Source organism: Burkholderiales bacterium (assembly GCA_015075645.1).
GTDB lineage: Bacteria > Pseudomonadota > Gammaproteobacteria > Burkholderiales > Casimicrobiaceae > VBCG01.
In genome coordinates, this window is record JABTUF010000002.1 from 352,297 (window position 1) to 370,952 (window position 18,656).

Consider the following 18,656-nt stretch of genomic DNA (forward strand, 5'->3'; position numbering starts at 1 on the left):
TGTCCGGGGCGGTGGGCTCAAGCGTACGCTTCGAGCCAGCGCCGCAGTTCCGCGACCGAGCCGACGGTCGCGAGCGGCCCGCGCGACGCGAGCCCCTCGACCGGATGGGCGCCGTACGACACGGCGAGCGCGCACGCGCCCGCGTTTCGCGCGAGATCGAGATCGTGCGTGGTGTCGCCGATCATCAGCGTCTCCCGCGGATCGACCGCGAGGCGCTCCATCAGCGCGAGCAGCATCTCGGGATGGGGTTTGGGGAAGCCCTCGTCGGCGCAGCGGGTCGCGTGGAAGCGGCCGGCGAGCGCGTTGCTGGCGAGCGCGCGGTCGAGTCCGGCCCGCGACTTGCCGGTGGCGACGCCGAGCAGGAAACCCGCGCGCTCGAGGTCGGCGAGGAGTTCGTGCGCGCCACCGAACAGCGGGATCGCGGCTTCACCGTCGAGGTAGCGGCGCCGGTAGTGTCCGACGAGCGCGCGCGCTTCCTCCTCGGAGAGTCCCGGCGCGACATGCGCGAGCGCGTCGCCGAGCCCCAGTCCGATCACGTAGCGCGCGTCGTCGAGGCTCGGCAGCGGCCGCCCGATCGCCCCGCACGCGCCCCGGATCGCCTCGGCGATCAGCGCGGTGGAATCCGCCAACGTGCCGTCCCAGTCGAACACGACGAGGCGGAACCGGCGCGGCGCGAGTTCAGGCATCGGTCCGTCCGGAGGTGGCGGACCCGAGCGTCGCGACGAATCCCGCGAGGTCCGCGGGCAACGGCGACACGATGAGAAGCGCCTCGCCGGTGCGCGGATGCGCGAGGGCGAGGCTCGCGGCGTGCAGGAACATGCGCCTCAGTCCGCGCTCCGCGAGCGCGCGGTTCCACGCGAAATCGCCGTACTTGTCGTCGCCGGCCAGCGGATAGCCCAGGTGGGTCAGATGGACGCGGATCTGGTGCGTGCGCCCGGTGTGGAGTTCGGCCTCGAGGAGCGCGAGCGGCGTGTCGCCCGGCCAGGTGCGGATGCGCCGGAACGTCGTCTGCGCGTGCTGGCCGTCGTCGGCGACGCGCACGCGCCGCTCGCCGTCCTTCGTGAGATAGCGATGCACCGGCAGGCGCACGACGCGCCTGGCGTCACGCCAGCGCCCGCGCACGAGCACCTGGTAGCGCTTGTCGACCTCGCCCGCCCGCCAGGCCGCGTGCAGCGCGGTCAGCGCAGCGCGTTTCTTGGCGATCAGCAGGACCCCCGAGGTTTCGCGGTCGAGCCGGTGGACGAGTTCGAGGAACCGGGCCCCGGGACGGGCGGCGCGCAGGCGCTCGATGACACCGTGCGCCACGCCGCTGCCGCCGTGGACCGCGATGCCTGCAGGCTTGTCGATGGCCAACAGATCGTCGTCCTCGTGGAGCACGGCCAGCCGCTCGCCTGCCCGGATCACCGCGGCCGTGACTGCGGCAGGCGCGACCGGCCCTCCGGTGCGCACCGGCGGCAGCCGAACCCGATCGCCCTCGGCGAGTCGGGTGTCCGGACCCGCCCGCCGCCCGTTCACCCGGACCTCGCCGGAGCGCAGGATGCGGTAGAGGTGACTCTTGGGCACCCCCTTCAGCGTCCGGACCAGGAAATTGTCGACCCGCTGGCCCGCCACGGCTTCGTCGATCCTGACCTCGCGGACACCGTGGTTGCGTAACCCGTTCATTCGCCTCTATAATCACAGGATTCGCCGTGCCCGGCGTCCTGCCGGCGCCCTTCCCCGCTGCCGCGGTTCGCCGCCTGCACCGGGCAACGGCCCCAAGGTGCTCTGCATGGCGCCGTCCTGCCAACGGACGGTGACCGGGAACTCGCTCGCCGGTCGAATGCAGGGTTCCGAACAAAGAGCGATGTTAAGGCATCAGCGCAGCCCCTGGCGCCGCCCCGCGTGAAGCGATGGGCCCGAGGCGCAGGCTGTGCGGCGAACGACCACGATCACGACGATGCGGCAGAGCCCCGGCGCGGCCACGTGCCCCGGTGCATCCCGCCGCATCGCAGGATCCCCCGTCCTTCCGGAACGAATCCGACGCGCACCCGAACGGCCCTCCGCCCGCGCCTCGCGCGAGCGCGGCGGGAATCAAGAGCGATGACATCTTCCTCCTGCCCCGTTCCCTGTCCCGGCCACCCACCGGGGCAGCGCTTCGCACCGTCCCCCGCCGCACCCGCCTGACCCGGGCGGACGGGCCGTCGGCCCCCGCCTGCCTCGCGCTTTCCGTTTCCGCCCGGCCGCCGGCCGCGCGAAGGAAAACGCATGAAACGCATGTTGTTCAACGCCACGCAGGCCGAAGAGCTTCGCGTCGCCATCGTCGACGGCCAGCGGCTCGTCGATCTCGACATCGAATCCGCGGCCAAGGAGCAGCGGAAATCCAACATCTACAAGGCCGTCGTCACGCGCGTCGAGCCCTCGCTCGAGGCCTGCTTCGTCGACTACGGCACCGACCGCCACGGCTTCCTGCCGTTCAAGGAGGTCGCCCGCCAGTCGCTGAAGGGCGGTCGCCGGGGTGACGACGACGAGGGCGACGGCGCCGTTCGCCGCGACCAGGTCCGCGAGGGCATGGAGATCATCGTCCAGGTCGACAAGGACGAGCGCGGCAACAAGGGCGCCGCGCTGACGACCTACATTTCGCTCGCCGGCCGCTACCTCGTCCTGATGCCGAACAACCCGCGCGGCGGCGGCGTGTCGCGGCGGGTCGAGGGCGAGGACCGCAACGAACTCCGCGACGCGGTCGCGCAACTCGAGGTCCCGCCGGGCATGAGCGTCATCGCCCGCACCGCGGGCATCGGGCGCACCGCCGAGGAATTGCAGTGGGACCTGAACTACCTGCTGCAGTTGTGGCGCGCGATCGAGGAGGCCTCGAAGCTCCAGCAGGGCGCCTACCTCATCTACCAGGAGTCGAGCCTCGTCATCCGCGCGATCCGCGACTACTTCCACGCCGACATCGGCGAGATCCTGATCGACACCGAGGCGATCTACGAGCAGGCCCAGCAGTTCATGGGCCACGTGATGCCGGACAACGTGCAGCGCGTGAAGCTCTACAAGGACGACGTCCCGCTGTTCTCGCGCTTCCAGATCGAGCACCAGATCGAGACCGCCTACGGCCGCCAGGTCCCGCTGCCGTCGGGCGGCGCGATCGTGATCGACCACACCGAGGCGCTCGTCGCGATCGACGTGAACTCGGCGCGCGCGACCAAGGGCAGCGACATCGAGACGACCGCGTTCAACACCAACCTCGAGGCCGCGGACGAACTCGCCCGTCAGCTCCGGCTGCGCGATCTCGGCGGACTCATCGTCGTCGATTTCATCGACATGGAGTCGGCGAAGAACCAGCGCGAGGTCGAGAACCGCCTGCGCGACGCGCTGCGTTACGACCGCGCGCGGATTCAACTGGGCAAGATCTCGCGCTTCGGCCTGATGGAGCTGTCGCGCCAGCGGCTGCGCCCGGCGCTCGCCGAGTCCGCCCACCTGCCCTGCCCGCGCTGCCACGGCATCGGCCACATCCGGGGCACCGAGTCGACGGCGCTGCACATCCTGCGCATCCTGCAGGAGGAGTCGATGAAGGACAACACCGCGCAGGTCGTCGCGCAGGTGCCGGTCGACGTCGCGACGTTCCTCTTGAACGAGAAGCGCGGCGACGTGCTGTCGATCGAATCGCGCTTCAAGGTCAACCTGCTCGTCGTGCCGAACCGGCACCTCGAGACGCCGAACTACAAGGTCGAGCGCCTGCGCCACGACGACCTCAATCATGCGGAACCGCTGCCGCCGAGCTTCGACTTGGTCGAGGCGCCCGAGCAGCCCGACCCCGCGAAGGAGAAGAAGGAGGAGGCGAAGGAAGTGCGCCAGGAGGCGGTGGTCAAGGGCGTCACCCCGACGCAGCCGGCGCCGGTGCCGGTTTCGCAACCGGCCGCAGCGGCCACGCCCGCCCCGGTGGCGCAACCGTCGCCCCCGGCCACGACCGGAACCTGGTTCGACAAGATGATGGGCTGGTTCCGCCACAAGCCGGCGGCGCCGAGTGCACCTTCGCCAGCGCCGGCGGAACCCGCGAAGCCGCAGGACCGCCAACGCCGGGATGGGCGCCCCCGCGGCGGACAGCAGGAACGCCGCGAAGGGCGGGACCCGCGACGCGACGGACGGGAGCAGCGTCGCGACGAGCGCCGTGGCGACGGCCGCCAGGACGGCCGCGACCGCCGCGACGATCAGCGTCGCGGAGAGCGGCGCGACGAACAACGCCGCGAAGGCCAGCCGCGTCCGCAACAGCAAGGTCAACGAGGGGCCCCGGGCCAGCGGAGCGAGCAGCAGCGCAACGACGATCATCGCGGCGACGGCGCGAAGCAGGGAGAGGCGGGCCGCGAGCAACCGCCGCGCGAGCCGGCGGCCAGGCAGGAGCGCCCGGAGCGCGAGCGGCGCGAAGGCCAGCCGCGCGAACGCGGGCCGGGCGGCGAACGCAAGTCGCAGGCGCCGCAGAAACCGGCGGCGATGTCGGGCGGTGCGCTCGTCGAAGCCAACGATAGCGCGCCCGCGGGTGCCGAAGAGCGTCGTGACGCCAGCCGCCGCCGTCGCCGCAGGGGTCGTGGAGGCGGCGACCGCCAGGCCCAGACCGGCCAATCCCAGGCCGAAGCCGGCGCCACGACACCAGCGCATGACGCGCTCACCGCGTCGGCCGCGCCTGCGACGTTCCAGTTGCCGGCCGCCTTCGCGCCCGACGCACCTGCGCCCGTCGCGATCGCGGCGCCCACGGTGGCGACCGCGCCCGTCGTCCTGCCTCCGCGTGACGACGCGATGCATCGCGTCGTCGAGGCGGACCCGGAAGCGAGCGCACCGGACGACGCACGGCCACCCGCCGCCGATCGCGAGCCGCCGCGCATCGAGCGCGTAGCACCGATCGAACCTGCGGTGCCCTACCGGCTTCCCGCGGATTCGGGGCTCGAGATGGTGGAGACGCATCGCACGAGCGCCGCGTCGCCGATGGCCGACGAAATCGAGACGCCCAGGCCCAGGCGCGTGCGCCCGCCCCGCGTCGCGGTGACCGAGGAGCCGCTCGAGTTCGTCGAAACCCGCAAGGACACGCCGCCCGCAGGCTGACGGGCTCGCGTCGCCCGGGGCGCGGTCTCAGCGCCCGGGCGGCGCGCCCATCAATCGCGTCACGAGTGCGTCGCTCGCCGACTCGATCAGGTCGAGCACGGTCTCGAAGCCCTCGTCACCTCCGTCGTAGGGGTCCGGCACGTCGCGCCCGCGATGCTGCGGTACGAGGTCGAGGAACAGGCCGAGGTGTCCGGCGTGGTCCGGGGGCCGCATCCGCTGGAGGTCGGCCAGGTTCGAGCGATCCATCGCGAAGATCCGGCCGAAGCGGCTGAAATCCGCGCGCGCGACCTGCCGGGCGCGAAGCGGCGAGAGGTCGTAGCCGCGTTTCGAGGCATGCGCTGTGGCGCGCCAATCCGGCGGATTGCCGACGTGCCAACTGCCCGTCCCGGCCGAATCGATCGCGAGGCGCGAGGCGAGTCCGGCCCGTTGCGCCTTCGCGCGAAACACCGCTTCGGCGGTCGGCGACCGACAGATGTTGCCGAGGCAGACGAACAGGATCGACTCTCGCGGTGCGGATGCGTTCATCGGGCGCGCAGGCGTTTGATCAGGTCTCGGTGGGCAACGCCACGCCGAAGAGCCGCTCCTTGAGCCTGTAGAGGCGGTCGCGGAGTTCGGCGGCCTTCTCGAACTCGAGGTTCTTCGCGGCGTCCAGCATCTGCTTCTCGAGGAGCTTCAGCTCGCGCTCGAGTTCCTTGCCGCCCATCTCGTCGTACTTCGCCTGCGCCTGCGCGGCCTTCATCTCGCGGCGCCCTTCGTCCAGGTCGGCCACGCCCTCGATGATGTCCTTGATGCGCTTCTGCACGCCCTTCGGCGTGATGCCCAGACGCTCGTTGTACGCGACCTGCTTCGCGCGCCGGCGCTCGGTCTCCCCGATCGCGGCCTTCATCGAGTCGGTCATCGTGTCGGCGTAGAGGATCGCGGTCCCGTTCAGGTGCCGCGCGGCGCGGCCGATCGTCTGGATCAGACTGCGCTCGGCGCGCAGGAACCCTTCCTTGTCGGCGTCGAGCACCGCGACGAGCGAGACCTCCGGAATGTCGAGGCCCTCGCGGAGCAGGTTGATGCCGACCAGCACGTCGAACTCGCCCAGCCGCAGGTCGCGGATGATCTCGACCCGCTCGACCGTGTCGATGTCGGAGTGCAGGTAGCGCACCTTGACGCCGTGCTCGCCCAGGTAGTCGGTCAGGTCCTCGGCCATGCGCTTGGTGAGCGTGGTCACCAGGACACGCTCCTGCCGCTCGACGCGCAGGCGGATCTCGGAGAGGAGGTCGTCGACCTGCGTGCGGGCGGGCCGCACCTCGAGCACCGGATCGACGAGGCCGGTGGGACGCACCAGTTGCTCGACCACCTGGCCCGCGTGCTTCCGCTCGTAGTCGGCGGGCGTCGCCGACACGAAGGTGGTCTGCGGCAAGAGGCGCTCGAACTCCTCGAAGGTGAGCGGGCGGTTGTCGAGCGCCGAGGGCAGCCGGAATCCGTAGTCGACGAGGTTCTCCTTGCGCGAACGGTCGCCGCGGAACATGCCGCCGACCTGCGGGATCGTCACGTGGCTCTCGTCGACGAACATCAGCGCGTCGCGCGGCAGGTAGTCGATCAGCGTCGGCGGCGGCTCGCCCGCCTTGCGGCCCGACAGGTGGCGCGAGTAGTTCTCGATGCCCTTGCAGAAGCCGATCTCGACCATCATCTCGAGGTCGAAGCGGGTGCGCTGCTCGATCCGCTGCGCCTCGATCAGCTTCATCTGCGCGACGAAGAACGCCTTCTGCTGCGCGAGCTCGGCCTTGATCGCCTCGACGGCATCGAGCACCTTCTGCCGGCCGGTCACGTAGTGCGACGACGGGAAGACGGTGAAGCGCACGATCTTCTGCTTCACGTGGCCGGTCAGCGGGTCGAAGAGCTGCAGCGACTCGATCTCGTCGCCGAAGCACGAGACGCGCACGGCGTTCTCCGCGTGCTCGGCGGGGAAGATGTCGAGGACGTCGCCGCGGACGCGGAAGGTCCCGCGCCTGAAATCGGTCTCGTTGCGCGAGTACTGGAGCTCGGTCAGGCGCTTGATCGCGTCGCGCTGCGACAGACGGTCGCCCTGCTTCAGGTGCAGGATCATCGCGTGGTACTCGGACGGATCGCCGATGCCGTAGATCGCCGACACGGTCGCGACGATCACGCAGTCGCGCCGCTCGAGGATCGCCTTGGTCGCGGAGAGCCGCATCTGCTCGATGTGCTCGTTGATCGAGCTGTCCTTCTCGATGTAGAGGTCGCGCGACGGGACGTAGGCCTCGGGCTGGTAGTAGTCGTAGTAGCTGACGAAGTACTCGACGCAGTTGTCGGGGAAGAACTCGCGGAACTCCGAGTAGAGCTGCGCGGCCAGCGTCTTGTTCGGCGCCAGAACGAGCGCCGGGCGGCCGGTGCGCGCGATCACGTTCGCCATCGTGAACGTCTTGCCCGACCCGGTGACGCCGAGCAGCGTCTGGAACGAGAGCCCGTCGGCGATGCCCTCGATCAGCTTCTCGATCGCCTCGGGCTGGTCGCCGGCCGGCGCGAACGGCTGGTGGAGCGCGTAGGGGCTGTCCGGAAAGGTGACGACCATGGCTCGCGGCGGCGACGACAATCGCGTATTGTAGATCGAACGATCGTTCGTCGCAATTCGACCTGCCGTCGCCCGCTCGGGGCGTCGGGCGGCCGAGCTTAACGCCCGCTTAAGTCTCCCCGCCTATCTTCGGTCGCGTGCGGGCGCCGTCGCGCCCCGAAACCGGCCAGGAGGCCAGGAGATCTCCATGCAATCGCACGTATTCAAGCGTACTGCCGTCGCGATCGCCGTCGCGGGCGCGTTCGGATTGGGCGCGATCGCTGCCGACCGCCACATCGCGCCCGGCGCCGCCGTCGCCGCGACGACGCCGGCGCCCGCCGCGGCCACCGCCGCGCCCACCCAGCGCGCCGCCCTCCCCGATGTCGCCGATCTCGTCGAACGCGAAAGCGGCGCGGTCGTCGAAGTCAGCATGTCGCGCGGCCTCTCGAAGACCTCGGGCAGCGACGAGCGTCGCGGTCCGCAGGGACGGCTGCCGAAAGGCCTGCCGCCGGAACTCGCTCCGTTCTTCCGCGGCATGCCCGGAGGCGACGACGACGGCCCGGGCCGCGGTCCGTCCCAGGGCATGGGCTCGGGCTTCATCGTCGATCCGAACGGGATCATCCTCACCAACGCGCACGTCGTCGACGGCGCCGACGAGGTGACGGTGAGACTCGCCGACCGCCGCGAATTCAAGGCGAAGGTGCTCGGCAGCGACCAGGCGACCGACGTCGCGGTGCTGAAGATCGACGCGAAGGACCTGCCGACGGTTCGCACCGGCGACGCCCGCAAGACGCGCGTCGGCGAATGGGTCGTCGCGATCGGCGCGCCCTACGGACTCGAGCACTCGGTGACCTCGGGCATCGTCAGCGCCAAGTCGCGCTCGCTGCCGGGCGACACCGTCGTGCCGTTCATCCAGACCGACGCCGCGGTGAATCCGGGCAATTCGGGCGGCCCGCTGTTCAACATGAACGGCGAGGTGATCGGCATCAACTCGCAGATCTTCTCGCGCTCGGGCGGCTTCCAGGGCCTCGCGTTCGCGGTGCCGATCAACGTCGCGCTCGACGTGAAGGACCAGATCGTGACCCACGGCAAGGTGAGCCACGGCAAGCTCGGCGTCACCGTGCAGGAGGTGAACCAGGCGCTCGCGGAGAGCTTCGGCATGAAGCAACCCGGCGGCGCGCTCGTCGGCTCGGTGCAGAAGAACGGTCCCGCCGACAAGGCCGGACTCGAACCGGGCGACGTGATCCTGTCGTTCGACGGTCAGGCGATCGGGAAGTCGGGCGACCTCCCGCCGCTCGTGGCGTCGGTGAAGCCGGGCTCGACGGTCAAGATCGAGGTGTGGCGCGACGGCAAGTCGCGCGACCTCACGGCGACCGTGGGCGACCGAGGCGACGGCAAGGTCCCGTCGACGAAGCGCGCGGATGCCGGCGAGGGCAAGCTGGGCGTCGTCGTGCGCCCGCTCTCGAAGGACGAGAAGGAGGCGGCGAAGCTCGCGAGCGGACTCGTCGTCGCGGACGTGGGCGGCGCCGCGGAAAAGGCGGGCGTGCGACCGGGCGACGTGATCGTCTCGGCGAACCGCACGCCGGTGTCGAGCCCGGCGGAACTGAAGGGCGTCGTCGACAAGGCCGGCAAGGCGATCGCGCTCCTGATCCAGCGCGACGACGCGCGGATCTTCGTGCCCGTGCCGCTCGGCTGACGCGACACGGCGTGGGTCAGACCATCAGACAGTGCAGGTTACCGCTCGGGTGAGCGGCGTTGGGGTTGGGTGCCCCGAGCGGGTCCTCCGGCAGGCGGGCCCGCTTTTTTTTTCGTCCCGACCACCGGTGCGCGAGCACGCGGCGGCGCGCCAGGCGAGCTACGCGAGTACGCGCGCGAGGAACGCGCCGACGACGCGGATCTCCTCGAGCACCGCCGAATGTTCCATCGTGTACGCGTGCCACTCGACCTGCCATCCGGCGGACACCAGCGCGTCGCGCGAGGCCTCCGCGAGCGCGATCGGGATCACCGGATCGCGCGTGCCGTGCGCCATCACGATCGGCAGGCCGCGGTTCGCGGGCGACGCTTCGGTCGCCAGCGAGGCCGCGTCGACGAGGTAGGTCGACAGCGCGACGATGCCGGCCAGCCGCTCGCGATGCCGCAGCGCGGTGTAGATCGCGATCGCGCCGCCTTGCGAGAACCCCGCCAGCACGATGCGCGAGGCAGCCACGCCCCGGGCGCGCTCGGCGGCGATCATCGCCTCGATGCGGTCGCGTGAGGCGCGCACCCCGTCGACGTCGGCGCGCGAACCGAAGTTCGCCGAGCGCACGTCGTACCACGCCGGCATCACGTAGCCCTGGTTGATCGTCACCGGCATCGACGGCGCGTGCGGGAACAGGAAGCGCACCGCGAGCGAGGTCGGCAGTCCCAGTTCGGGCACGACGCCCGACCAGCCGTGGCCGGTGTCGCCGAGCCCGTGCATCCAGATCACCGAAGCATCGGGATTCGATGCCGTGTCGACGATCACGGCTGGCAGCAGGTCGGAGGCGGGCATCGGTGGACTGGCGCGTAACGATCGGCTCCGCGCATTCTAGCGGGGTGGAGGCGGCGCCTGCCGCCCTGTGCGACAATCGCCCGCTGCGGGCGGCACCGGCACGCGTCCGCCTTCCGATGCGCCGCACGACCCGACTGAAGGAACTCATCGCCTCGCCCCGCATCGTCGTGATGCCCGGGGTGCACGACGCGCTCGGCGCGCGCCTCGCGGAAGCGGCGGGCTTCGAGGCACTGACGCAAGGCGGCTACAGCGCCACCGCCTCGCTCCTCGGCGCGCCCGATTCCTCGCAGCTCTCGCTGACCGAGATGTCGCAGATGTACTCGAGGTTGGCCGACGCGACCGCGCTGCCGATCCTCGCCGACGCGGATACCGGGTTCGGCAACGTCACCAACGTCGCACGCACCGTGCGGCTCTACGAGAAGGCGGGCGTCGCGGGCCTCTTCCTCGAGGACCAGGTGTTCCCGAAACGCTGCGGCCACATGGCGGGCAAGGCCGTCGTGCCCACCGCCGAGTGGCTCGCCAAGATCAAGGCCGCGCTCGACGCGCGGGTCGACCCGGACTTGGTCGTCATGGCGCGCACCGACGCGCTCGCCGTGCACGGCCTCGACGACGCGATCGAGCGCGCGCAACTCGCCCGCGAGGCCGGCGCGGACCTGCTGTTCGTCGAGGCGCCGACCGACGTCGCGCAGATGCGCCGCATCTGCCGCGAGGTTCCCGGTCCCTGTCTCGCCAACAACGTCGAGCACGGCCGCACGCCGGTCCTGCCCTCCGCCGAACTCGAGGCGATCGGCTACGCGGCGGTCGTCTTCCCGGTCGCGGCGACCTACGCGGTCGCGCACGCGTTGCGCTCGCTCTACGCCACGCTCCGGCGCACCGGCACGACGGCGGAGGCCGCCTCATCGCTCGTCACCTTCGACGAGTTCAACGAACTGGTCGGCCTCTCGGCGCAGCGCCGTCGCGAAGCCCATCTGACCGAAGATGCCGAGGCGCAGGTCGCGCGGCATCCGCGAAGCTGATCGCCCTCCCCCGTCCAGCGTCCCCACCCAGGAGCCCCCGATGATCCCGAACCTGCGTTTCCTCGCCGCCGCCTTCGCGCTGGCCTTCGCCGCCTCGGCGACGGCCCAACCGGTCGTCATGCGCATCTCGCACCAGGTGCCGCCGGCGCACCACATGACCAAGCTCCTCGAGAGCTTCGCCGCGGACGTGAAGGCGCGGACCGGCGGCGGCGTCGACGTCCAGCTCTACGGCTCCGAGCAGATCGCGAAGGCGGCCGAGAACTTCCCGCAGGTCGCGCGCGGCACGATCGAGGCCGCGATGAGCGTGAACCCGCAGTGGGGCAAGACGATCCCCGAGATGAGCGCGACGCTCATTCCCTACGCGATGGGCGAGCTCGAGCGCATCAAGCGCTTCCCCAAGTCCGAGGCGCGCAAGTTCCTGGATGCCAAGCTCGAGCAGCGCGGCGTGCACAGCCTGGCCTGGCTCTACATCACGCGCCAGACGATCATCACGTCCTCCAGGCGGCCGATCATCGCGATCGACGACTTCAAGGGCGTGAAGATCCGGGGCTTGAACTCGATGACCGACACCGGCCTCGTCGCGGCCGGTGCGGCGCCCTCCGCGATGCCGGGTTCCGAGGTCTATCAGGCGCTGCAGTCCGGCGTGCTCGACGCCGGGCTGACCGACGTGTCCGCCGCGTTCAGCCGCAAGTACTTCGAGGTGCAGAAGTACGGGACCGTCGGGCCGATCTACACGATCTATTTCCACATGTACGTGAACCCGGCGTGGTGGGCGAAGCTCAAGCCGGAGTACCGGCAAGCGCTCGAGGCCGCCGCCGCGAAGGTCGAAGCCGACGCGATCGGCGTCACCGAAGCGACGGCGGACGCGGCGATCCGCGACCTGCAGACCAAGGGCATGGCGATCCATCTGCAGACGCCCGCCGAGCAGGCCGCGTGGCGCGCGGTCATGGAACCGGCGGTGCGCGATGCCTTCCTCAAGGCGGCGCCGGAGGGCGGTCCCAAGATCCTCGAACTGCTGGGCAAGCTCTGACCGTCCGGCGGGTCTCATCTTGAAGGCGCTGGAACGGCTCGTGCGCGCGCTCGCGCGCACGGGCAACGCGCTCGCGGCCGCCGCGACGCTCGTGTCGATGGCGGTGATCGGCTATTCGGTGGTGATGAGGTACTTCCTCAACCACCCGACGCCGTGGGTCGACGAACTGGTCGGCTACCTGCTGGTCGCGATCGTCATGCTCGCCGCGGCCGATGCGCTCCTGAACGGCGAGCACATCTCGGTGGACGTGCTGACCGAGCGGCTCGGCGCGCGCGGACGATGGCTCGTCGCGCTGGGCGGCCTCGTCGCGGTCGCGGCGTCCGCTGCGCTCCTCGCCGTCGAAGGCGTCGACATGGTCGCGTTCTCGCGGATGGTCGACCTGCGCTCCAACGGCTACCTCGCGGCGCCGATGTGGCTGCCCCAACTCGCCGTGCCGATCGGCGCCGGTCTGCTCGGCGTCGCGGCGGTGGTCGCGTTCATCGTCACGTTCCGCGCGCGCCGCCTGCCGGACCCGGAAACGCGCGACCGCCGCGCCGAGTACCGCGAGTAGCGGCCGATGCTGTTCGCGGCGATCCTCGTCGGCCTCGTGGCCGTCCTGCTGACCGGGATTCCCGTGTTCGCCGGCCTGACGCTGTTCGCCACCGCGATCGTCTACGTGGCCGAGGGCAACCTCGGCGGCATGGCCGACCTCGTGTTCGGCAAGCTCGACACCTACCTGCTGGTGGCGATCCCGCTGTTCACGCTGATGGCCCACTTCATGATCCGCGGCAAGGTCGTCGACGACCTCTTCGGCGCCGCGCACACGCTCCTGCGCCACCTCCCCGGCGGGATGGGCGTCGCGACGGTCGCAGCCTGCACCGTGTTCGCCGCGATCTCCGGGTCGAGCGTCGCCACCGCGCTCACGATCGGCTCCGCGGCGATCCCGCTGATGATCCGCTACGGCTACAGCCCGCGCTTCGCCTACGGCGTGGTCGGCGGCGGCGGGACGCTCGGCATCCTGATCCCGCCGTCCGGACCGATGGTGCTGTTCGGCGTCGTGTCCGACACCTCGATCGGCGCGCTCTTCATGGCAGGCGTGCTGCCCGGCCTGATGCTCGCGGCCATCTTCGCGGTCTACTGCATGACCGCGTCGAAGCTCGCGCGCCGTCCGGTGCGCGCCGAGCCGCGCGCGGGCGCGCGCGAGGCGCTCGCCGCGCTGCGCCGCTCGTCGTGGGCGCTGGCGCTCCCGCTGCTCGTGCTGGGCGGCATGTACTTCGGCGTCTTCACCGCCACCGAGGCGGCCGCCGCGGGTGCGCTCGGCGCGCTCGCGATCGGCGCGCTCGTCTACCGCAACCTCGGCCCCCGCGACATCTGGCAGGCGGCGGTCGACGCGGCGCGCAACTCCGCGATGCTGTTCCTGATCCTCGCGGCCGCCGCGATGCTCGGCAACGCGCTCACCAAGCTCCGGATCCCCAACCAGATGGTGGAGCTCGTGACGCAGCACGGGCTGTCGCAGACCGCCTTCCTGCTCGCGGTGATGGCGCTGGTGTTCGTGCTCGGCATGTTCCTCGAGACCATCTCGATCATCCTGATCACGACGCCGGTCGTGCTGCCGATCCTCGCCGCGCTGCACATCAACCCGATCTGGTACGGGATCCTGCTCGCCATCAACCTCGAACTCGCGCTGATCACCCCGCCGGTCGGCATGAACCTGTTCGCGATCAAGGCGATCGCGCCGGCCTCGATACGCGAGATCATCGCCGGCGTCCTGCCCTACGTCGTGCTGCTCTTGATCGGACTGGGCCTCGTGCTCGTCTTCCCGTCGATCGCGCTCTGGCTCCCGGGGACGATGCGCTACCAGTGACGCGCCGCCGGGCCCGAGCGCCCGGAGACCCGGGTGGCGTCATGGTCGCGACGCTGCGCTGCGAATTGCCCCGCGCCCGATGCCAGCGTAAACTTCGCGCCGAATCGCGCGGCGGGCCAAAAGCCCGTGCGGCGCACGCTGTTCGCGGAGCCCCATCGACAGGCTCCGGAGCATCCCGAGACACGATCTTTGCGGAGCCCCGCCCGATGTCCCCGACCGGTCCTTCCTCCGGCGTCGTGCTCGCCGACGTCACGCTCGACGACAAGTACGCGCTCGACCACGGCCGCGTCTACCTGACCGGCATCCAGGCGTTCGTCCGACTGCTGATCCTGCAGCAGCAGCGCGACCGCGCCGCCGGGCTCAACACGGCCGGCTTCGTGTCCGGCTATCGCGGGAGCCCCCTGGGCGGCCTCGACCAGTCATTGTGGAGCGCGCGCAAGTTCCTCGAGCGCGCGAACGTGAAGTTCCAGCCGGGCCTGAACGAGGACCTCGCGGCCACGTCGATCTGGGGCACGCAGCAGGTGAACCTGCACCCGGGCGCGGCCGTCGACGGCGTCTACGCGATGTGGTACGGCAAGGGGCCCGGCGTCGACCGCTGCGGCGACGTGTTCAAGCACGCGAACTACGCGGGGACCAGCAAGCACGGCGGCGTGCTGGTGCTCGCCGGCGACGACCACGCGGCGAAGTCGTCGACGGTGCCGCACCAGTCCGATCACGCGTTCTCGGCGGCGATGATCCCGGTGCTCTACCCGTCGTCGGTACAGGAGATCCTCGACCTCGGACTGCACGGCTGGGCGATGAGCCGCTACTCGGGCCTGTGGGTCGGCTTCAAGTGCGTCGCCGACACGGTCGAGAGCTCGGCGTCGGTGTCGATCGATCCGGATCGCGTGAAGATCATCGTGCCCGACGACTTCCCGCTGCCGCCCGACGGCGTGTCGATCCGCTGGCCCGACCCGTTCCTCGCGACCGAGGCGCGACTGCAGGACTACAAGATCTACGCGGCGCTGCACTACGCGCGCGTCAACAAGCTGAACCGCATCGTCGTCGACAGCCCGAAGCCGCGGCTCGGCATCGTCACCTCGGGCAAGAGCTACCTCGACGTGCGCCAGGCGCTCGACGACCTCGGCCTCGACGAGCGCGACATGGCCGACCTCGGCATCCGGCTCTACAAGATCGCGATGCCCTGGCCGCTCGAGCCCGAGGGCGTGCGCGAGTTCGCCGAAGGGCTGGACGAGATCCTCGTCGTCGAGGAGAAGCGGCAGGTCGTCGAGTACCAGTTGAAGGAGCAGCTCTACAACTGGCGCGACGACGTCCGCCCGCGCGTGGTCGGCAAGTTCGACGAGAAGGGCGAGTGGGTGCGTCCGCACGGCGACTGGCTGCTGCCCGCCGCGGGCGAACTCACGCCCGCGATGATCGCGCGCGTGATCGCCGGGCGCATCGAGCGCCTCGGATTGCATCCGAACGAAGGCGACCGCGAGAGGATCGCGAAACGCGTCGCGTTCATCGACGCGAAGGAGGCGGCGCTCGCGAAGCCGCGCATCTCGATCGCGCGCACGCCCTACTTCTGCTCGGGCTGCCCGCACAACACCTCGACCCGCGTCCCCGAAGGGAGCCGCGCGACCGCCGGCATCGGCTGCCACGTGATGGCGATCTGGATGGACCGGTCGACCTCCGAGTTCACGCACATGGGCGGCGAAGGCGTGCCGTGGATCGGCCAGGCGCCGTTCACGCGCGAGAAGCACATCTTCGCGAACCTGGGCGACGGCACCTACTACCACTCGGGGCTGCTCGCGATCCGCGCGGCGATCGCCGCGAAAGTCAATATCACCTACAAGATCCTCTACAACGACGCGGTGGCGATGACCGGCGGCCAGCCGATCGACGGCCCGCTCACGCCGCAGGACATCGCGCGCCAAGTCGCGGCCGAGGGCGTGAAGCGCATCGTCGTGGTGTCCGACGAACCCGGCAAGTACCCGTCCGGCTACTTCGACCGGTCGATCGAGATCCACCATCGCGACGACCTCGACGCCGTGCAGCGCACGCTGCGCGGCGTCGAGGGCACGACGGTGCTCCTCTACGACCAGACCTGCGCGGCCGAGAAGCGCCGGCGCCGCAAGCGCGGCACCTTCCCCGATCCGGCGAAGCGCGTCGTCATCAACGAGCTGGTGTGCGAGGGCTGCGGCGACTGCGGCGTCAAGTCGAACTGCGTGTCGGTCGCCCCGCTCGAGACCGAGTTCGGCCGCAAGCGCACGATCGACCAGTCGTCCTGCAACAAGGACTACTCCTGCGTCGACGGCTTCTGCCCGTCGTTCGTGACCGTCGAAGGCGGTCAGCTCCGCAAGCCGAAGAAGGCCGAGGTGCTCGACTTCGCCGCGCTGCCGGCGCCCGCCGCGACCCCGTCGATCGAGACGCCCTACGGCATCCTCGTCACCGGGATCGGCGGCACCGGCGTCGTGACGATCGGCGCACTGCTCGGCATGGCGGCGCATCTCGAAGGCCGCGGCGTGTCGGTGCTCGACATGGCCGGCCTCGCCCAGAAGAACGGCGCGGTGGTCTCGCACGTCCGGATCGCCGACACGCCCGAGAAGCTGCACGCGACGCGCATCGCGGCGGGCGAGGCCCGCCTCGTGCTCGCCTGCGACATCCTGACCGGCGTCGGCTACGAGTCGATCGCGAAGATGCAGCGCGGCGTGTCGAAGGCGCTCGTCAACACCGGGCTCGTGATGCCGGCGGACTTCACGCGCAAGCCGGACCTCGTGTTCCCGCTGGGCTCGATGGAGCGCGAGATCGCGGACGCGGTCGCGCCGGGGGACGCCGAGTTCCTCGACGCCTCGACGATCGCGACGCGGCTCATGGGCGACTCGATCGCGACCAACCTGTTCATGGTCGGGTTCGCCTACCAGCGCGGCCAGTTGCCGCTCTCCGAGGCGTCGATTCTGCGCGCGATCGAGTTGAACGCGACCTCGGTCGAGTCGAACAAGCTCGCGTTCCAGTGGGGACGGATGGCGGCCCATGCGCCGGAGCGGGTGCGCGAGGCGGCCACGCCGAAGAGCGCGCTCCCCGAGTCGCAGCGGCTGTCCGGCTCGCTCGACGAGATCGTCGATCGCCGCGTCGCGTTCCTCACCGACTACCAGGACGCCGCCTACGCGAAGGCCTACGCCGATCTCGTCGCGCGCGTGCGCACGACCGAGTCGCGCGTGGTGCCCGGTTCGACCGCGCTCGCGGAAGCCGTCGCCCGCTACGACTTCAAGCTCCGCGCGATCAAGGACGAGTACGAGGTCGCGCGCCTGTACGCCGAGAGCGACTTCGCCGCGCGCGTGGCCGGACAATTCGAGGGCGATTACAGGCTCGTGTTCCATCTCGCGCCGCCGTTCACGAACAAGCCCGACGCGGCGACCGGTGTCGCGAAGAAGTCGACCTACGGTCCGTGGATGATGAAGGCGTTCCGCGTGCTCGCGAAATTGCGGCGCTATCGCGGCACCGCGTTCGACGTCTTCGGGCGCACCGAGGAGCGCAAGCTCGAGCGGCGGCTCCTCGCCGAGTACGAGGCGCTCGTGGACGAGATGCTGGGCAGGCTCGCCCCGCACAACCACAAGCTCGCCGTCGACCTCGCCTCCGTGCCCGAGCACATCCGCGGCTACGGACACGTCAAGCTCGCGCACGTCAAGGACGCGAAGGCGCGCGAGACCGTGTTGCTGGGCGAGTTCCGCGCCGCACAGGCGCCCTCGCCCAGCGTCAAGGTGGCCGCGTAGTGCCCGAGAACCCCTGTGGGTCGGGCTTCAGCCCGACAGGATTCGGTCCGATGCCACACAGCGGCGTCGGCCTGAAGGCCGTCCTACGGTTCGAGGTCGTGGGTCGGGCTTCAGCCCGACCGGGATAGCCCGATGCCAAGGAAAGGCGTCGGCCTGAAGGCCGACCTACGGTTCGAGGTCGTGGGTCGGGCTTCAGCCCGACCGGGATAACCCGATGCCACGGAAAGGCGTCAGCTTGAAGGCCGACCTACGGTTCGAGGTCGTGGGTCGGGCTTCAGCCCGACCAGGATAACCCGATGCCACGGAAAGGCGTCAGCTTGAAGGCCGACCTACGGTTCGAGGTCGTGGGTCGGGCTTCAGCCCGACAGCTTGGGCTTCAGCCCGACGCCTTGCGAACATTCAACGACGTCCGGCGCGAGCCTGACCTGTGATCCCATGAAAAATTGCCTCCGTTCCGCCCTTGCCCTCGCCGCCGCCCTGCCGACAACGCTCGCCCTCGCCGCCTCGTTCGGCGGCATCGAGGTCCCGCCGCCGCCCCCCGCCCGGCCGGTGACCGAGACGTTCCACGGGACGACGGTCGTATCGCCGTTCCGCTGGATGGAAGACCTGAAGGACCCCGAGGTCCAGTCGTGGATGAAGGCGCAGAACGACGCGACCGAGGCGATCTTCGCGCGCATCCCCGGGCGCGACACGATGCTCGCGCGCATCAAGGAGATCGAGGGGAAGGCCGCCGGCCTCACCTCCGACGCGGTGCGCACCGCCAACGGCCGCTATTTCTTCCTGCAGCGCGAACCCGCCGACAACCAGTTCAAGCTGGTCTGGCGCGAGCGCGCGGACGGCCCGGACCGGTTGATC

At 70.4% G+C, this 18,656-nt stretch carries 12 protein-coding genes; 7 read left to right on the forward strand and 5 right to left on the reverse strand.

All coding sequences use genetic code 11. The annotated features are described in order from the left end of the window. Positions 1–17: 17 nt before the first annotated feature. The gene (locus tag HS109_05095; GenBank protein ID MBE7521744.1) at positions 18–686 is read right to left on the reverse strand and encodes an HAD-IA family hydrolase; all 669 of its coding nucleotides are present in this window, start codon (positions 684–686) and stop codon (positions 18–20) included. Continuing rightward, positions 679–1,662, reverse strand: a complete 984-nt coding sequence (locus HS109_05100; GenBank protein MBE7521745.1) for an RluA family pseudouridine synthase — start codon at positions 1,660–1,662, stop codon at positions 679–681. Before HS109_05100 ends, HS109_05095 begins: the two co-directional genes overlap by 8 nt. A gap of 582 nt (positions 1,663–2,244) precedes the next feature. Here HS109_05100 and HS109_05105 point away from each other — a divergent pair. Next, entirely contained in the window at positions 2,245–5,073 is a 2,829-nt protein-coding gene (locus HS109_05105) for an Rne/Rng family ribonuclease (protein MBE7521746.1), read from the forward strand. A gap of 27 nt (positions 5,074–5,100) precedes the next feature. Here HS109_05105 and HS109_05110 read toward each other — a convergent pair whose 3' ends face one another. Next, positions 5,101–5,598, reverse strand: a complete 498-nt coding sequence (locus tag HS109_05110; GenBank protein MBE7521747.1) for a low molecular weight phosphotyrosine protein phosphatase — start codon at positions 5,596–5,598, stop codon at positions 5,101–5,103. 19 nt (positions 5,599–5,617) lie between these two features. Then, positions 5,618–7,651, reverse strand: coding sequence for an excinuclease ABC subunit UvrB (gene uvrB / locus HS109_05115; GenBank protein MBE7521748.1), 2,034 nt, complete (start codon positions 7,649–7,651; stop codon positions 5,618–5,620). A 187-nt stretch (positions 7,652–7,838) separates the two neighbouring features. On the opposite strand from uvrB, the gene HS109_05120 reads away from it, so the two are divergent. After that, a complete protein-coding gene (locus HS109_05120; protein ID MBE7521749.1) occupies positions 7,839–9,326 on the forward strand; it encodes a DegQ family serine endoprotease in 1,488 nt (495 codons plus the stop codon). A gap of 159 nt (positions 9,327–9,485) precedes the next feature. Here HS109_05120 and HS109_05125 read toward each other — a convergent pair whose 3' ends face one another. Then, positions 9,486–10,160 carry a dienelactone hydrolase family protein gene (locus HS109_05125; GenBank protein ID MBE7521750.1) on the reverse strand — a complete coding sequence of 225 codons (675 nt, stop codon included), beginning with the start codon at positions 10,158–10,160 and terminating at the stop codon, positions 9,486–9,488. 116 nt (positions 10,161–10,276) lie between these two features. On the opposite strand from HS109_05125, the gene HS109_05130 reads away from it, so the two are divergent. From HS109_05130 to HS109_05150, 5 genes are all read left to right on the forward strand, one after another. Beyond that, positions 10,277–11,176, forward strand: a complete 900-nt coding sequence (locus HS109_05130) for an oxaloacetate decarboxylase (protein ID MBE7521751.1) — start codon at positions 10,277–10,279, stop codon at positions 11,174–11,176. Between the two features lie 40 nt (positions 11,177–11,216). Beyond that, positions 11,217–12,206, forward strand: coding sequence for a TRAP transporter substrate-binding protein DctP (gene dctP / locus HS109_05135; protein MBE7521752.1), 990 nt, complete (start codon positions 11,217–11,219; stop codon positions 12,204–12,206). A gap of 19 nt (positions 12,207–12,225) precedes the next feature. Continuing rightward, positions 12,226–12,756, forward strand: a complete 531-nt coding sequence (locus HS109_05140) for a TRAP transporter small permease (GenBank protein ID MBE7521753.1) — start codon at positions 12,226–12,228, stop codon at positions 12,754–12,756. Positions 12,757–12,762: 6 nt separating this feature from the next. Beyond that, on the forward strand, positions 12,763–14,049 hold the full coding sequence (locus HS109_05145) for a TRAP transporter large permease (protein ID MBE7521754.1): 1,287 nt from the start codon (positions 12,763–12,765) through the stop codon (positions 14,047–14,049). A gap of 206 nt (positions 14,050–14,255) precedes the next feature. Beyond that, positions 14,256–17,801: an indolepyruvate ferredoxin oxidoreductase family protein gene (locus HS109_05150; protein ID MBE7521755.1), complete on the forward strand. Its 3,546-nt coding sequence runs from the start codon at positions 14,256–14,258 to the stop codon at positions 17,799–17,801. Positions 17,802–18,656 lie beyond the last annotated feature (855 nt).

Bases quoted from the DNA above. Each gene is read 5' to 3' on its own strand.
- HS109_05095 (MBE7521744.1), bottom strand. From the start codon at position 686: ATGCCTGAACTCGCGCCGCGCCGGTTCCGCCTCGTCGTGTTCGACTGG.
- HS109_05100 (MBE7521745.1), bottom strand. From the start codon at position 1,662: ATGAACGGGTTACGCAACCACGGTGTCCGCGAGGTCAGGATCGACGAA.
- HS109_05105 (MBE7521746.1), top strand. From the start codon at position 2,245: ATGAAACGCATGTTGTTCAACGCCACGCAGGCCGAAGAGCTTCGCGTC.
- HS109_05110 (MBE7521747.1), bottom strand. From the start codon at position 5,598: ATGAACGCATCCGCACCGCGAGAGTCGATCCTGTTCGTCTGCCTCGGC.
- uvrB (MBE7521748.1), bottom strand. From the start codon at position 7,651: ATGGTCGTCACCTTTCCGGACAGCCCCTACGCGCTCCACCAGCCGTTC.
- HS109_05120 (MBE7521749.1), top strand. From the start codon at position 7,839: ATGCAATCGCACGTATTCAAGCGTACTGCCGTCGCGATCGCCGTCGCG.
- HS109_05125 (MBE7521750.1), bottom strand. From the start codon at position 10,160: ATGCCCGCCTCCGACCTGCTGCCAGCCGTGATCGTCGACACGGCATCG.
- HS109_05130 (MBE7521751.1), top strand. From the start codon at position 10,277: ATGCGCCGCACGACCCGACTGAAGGAACTCATCGCCTCGCCCCGCATC.
- dctP (MBE7521752.1), top strand. From the start codon at position 11,217: ATGATCCCGAACCTGCGTTTCCTCGCCGCCGCCTTCGCGCTGGCCTTC.
- HS109_05145 (MBE7521754.1), top strand. From the start codon at position 12,763: ATGCTGTTCGCGGCGATCCTCGTCGGCCTCGTGGCCGTCCTGCTGACC.
- HS109_05150 (MBE7521755.1), top strand. From the start codon at position 14,256: ATGTCCCCGACCGGTCCTTCCTCCGGCGTCGTGCTCGCCGACGTCACG.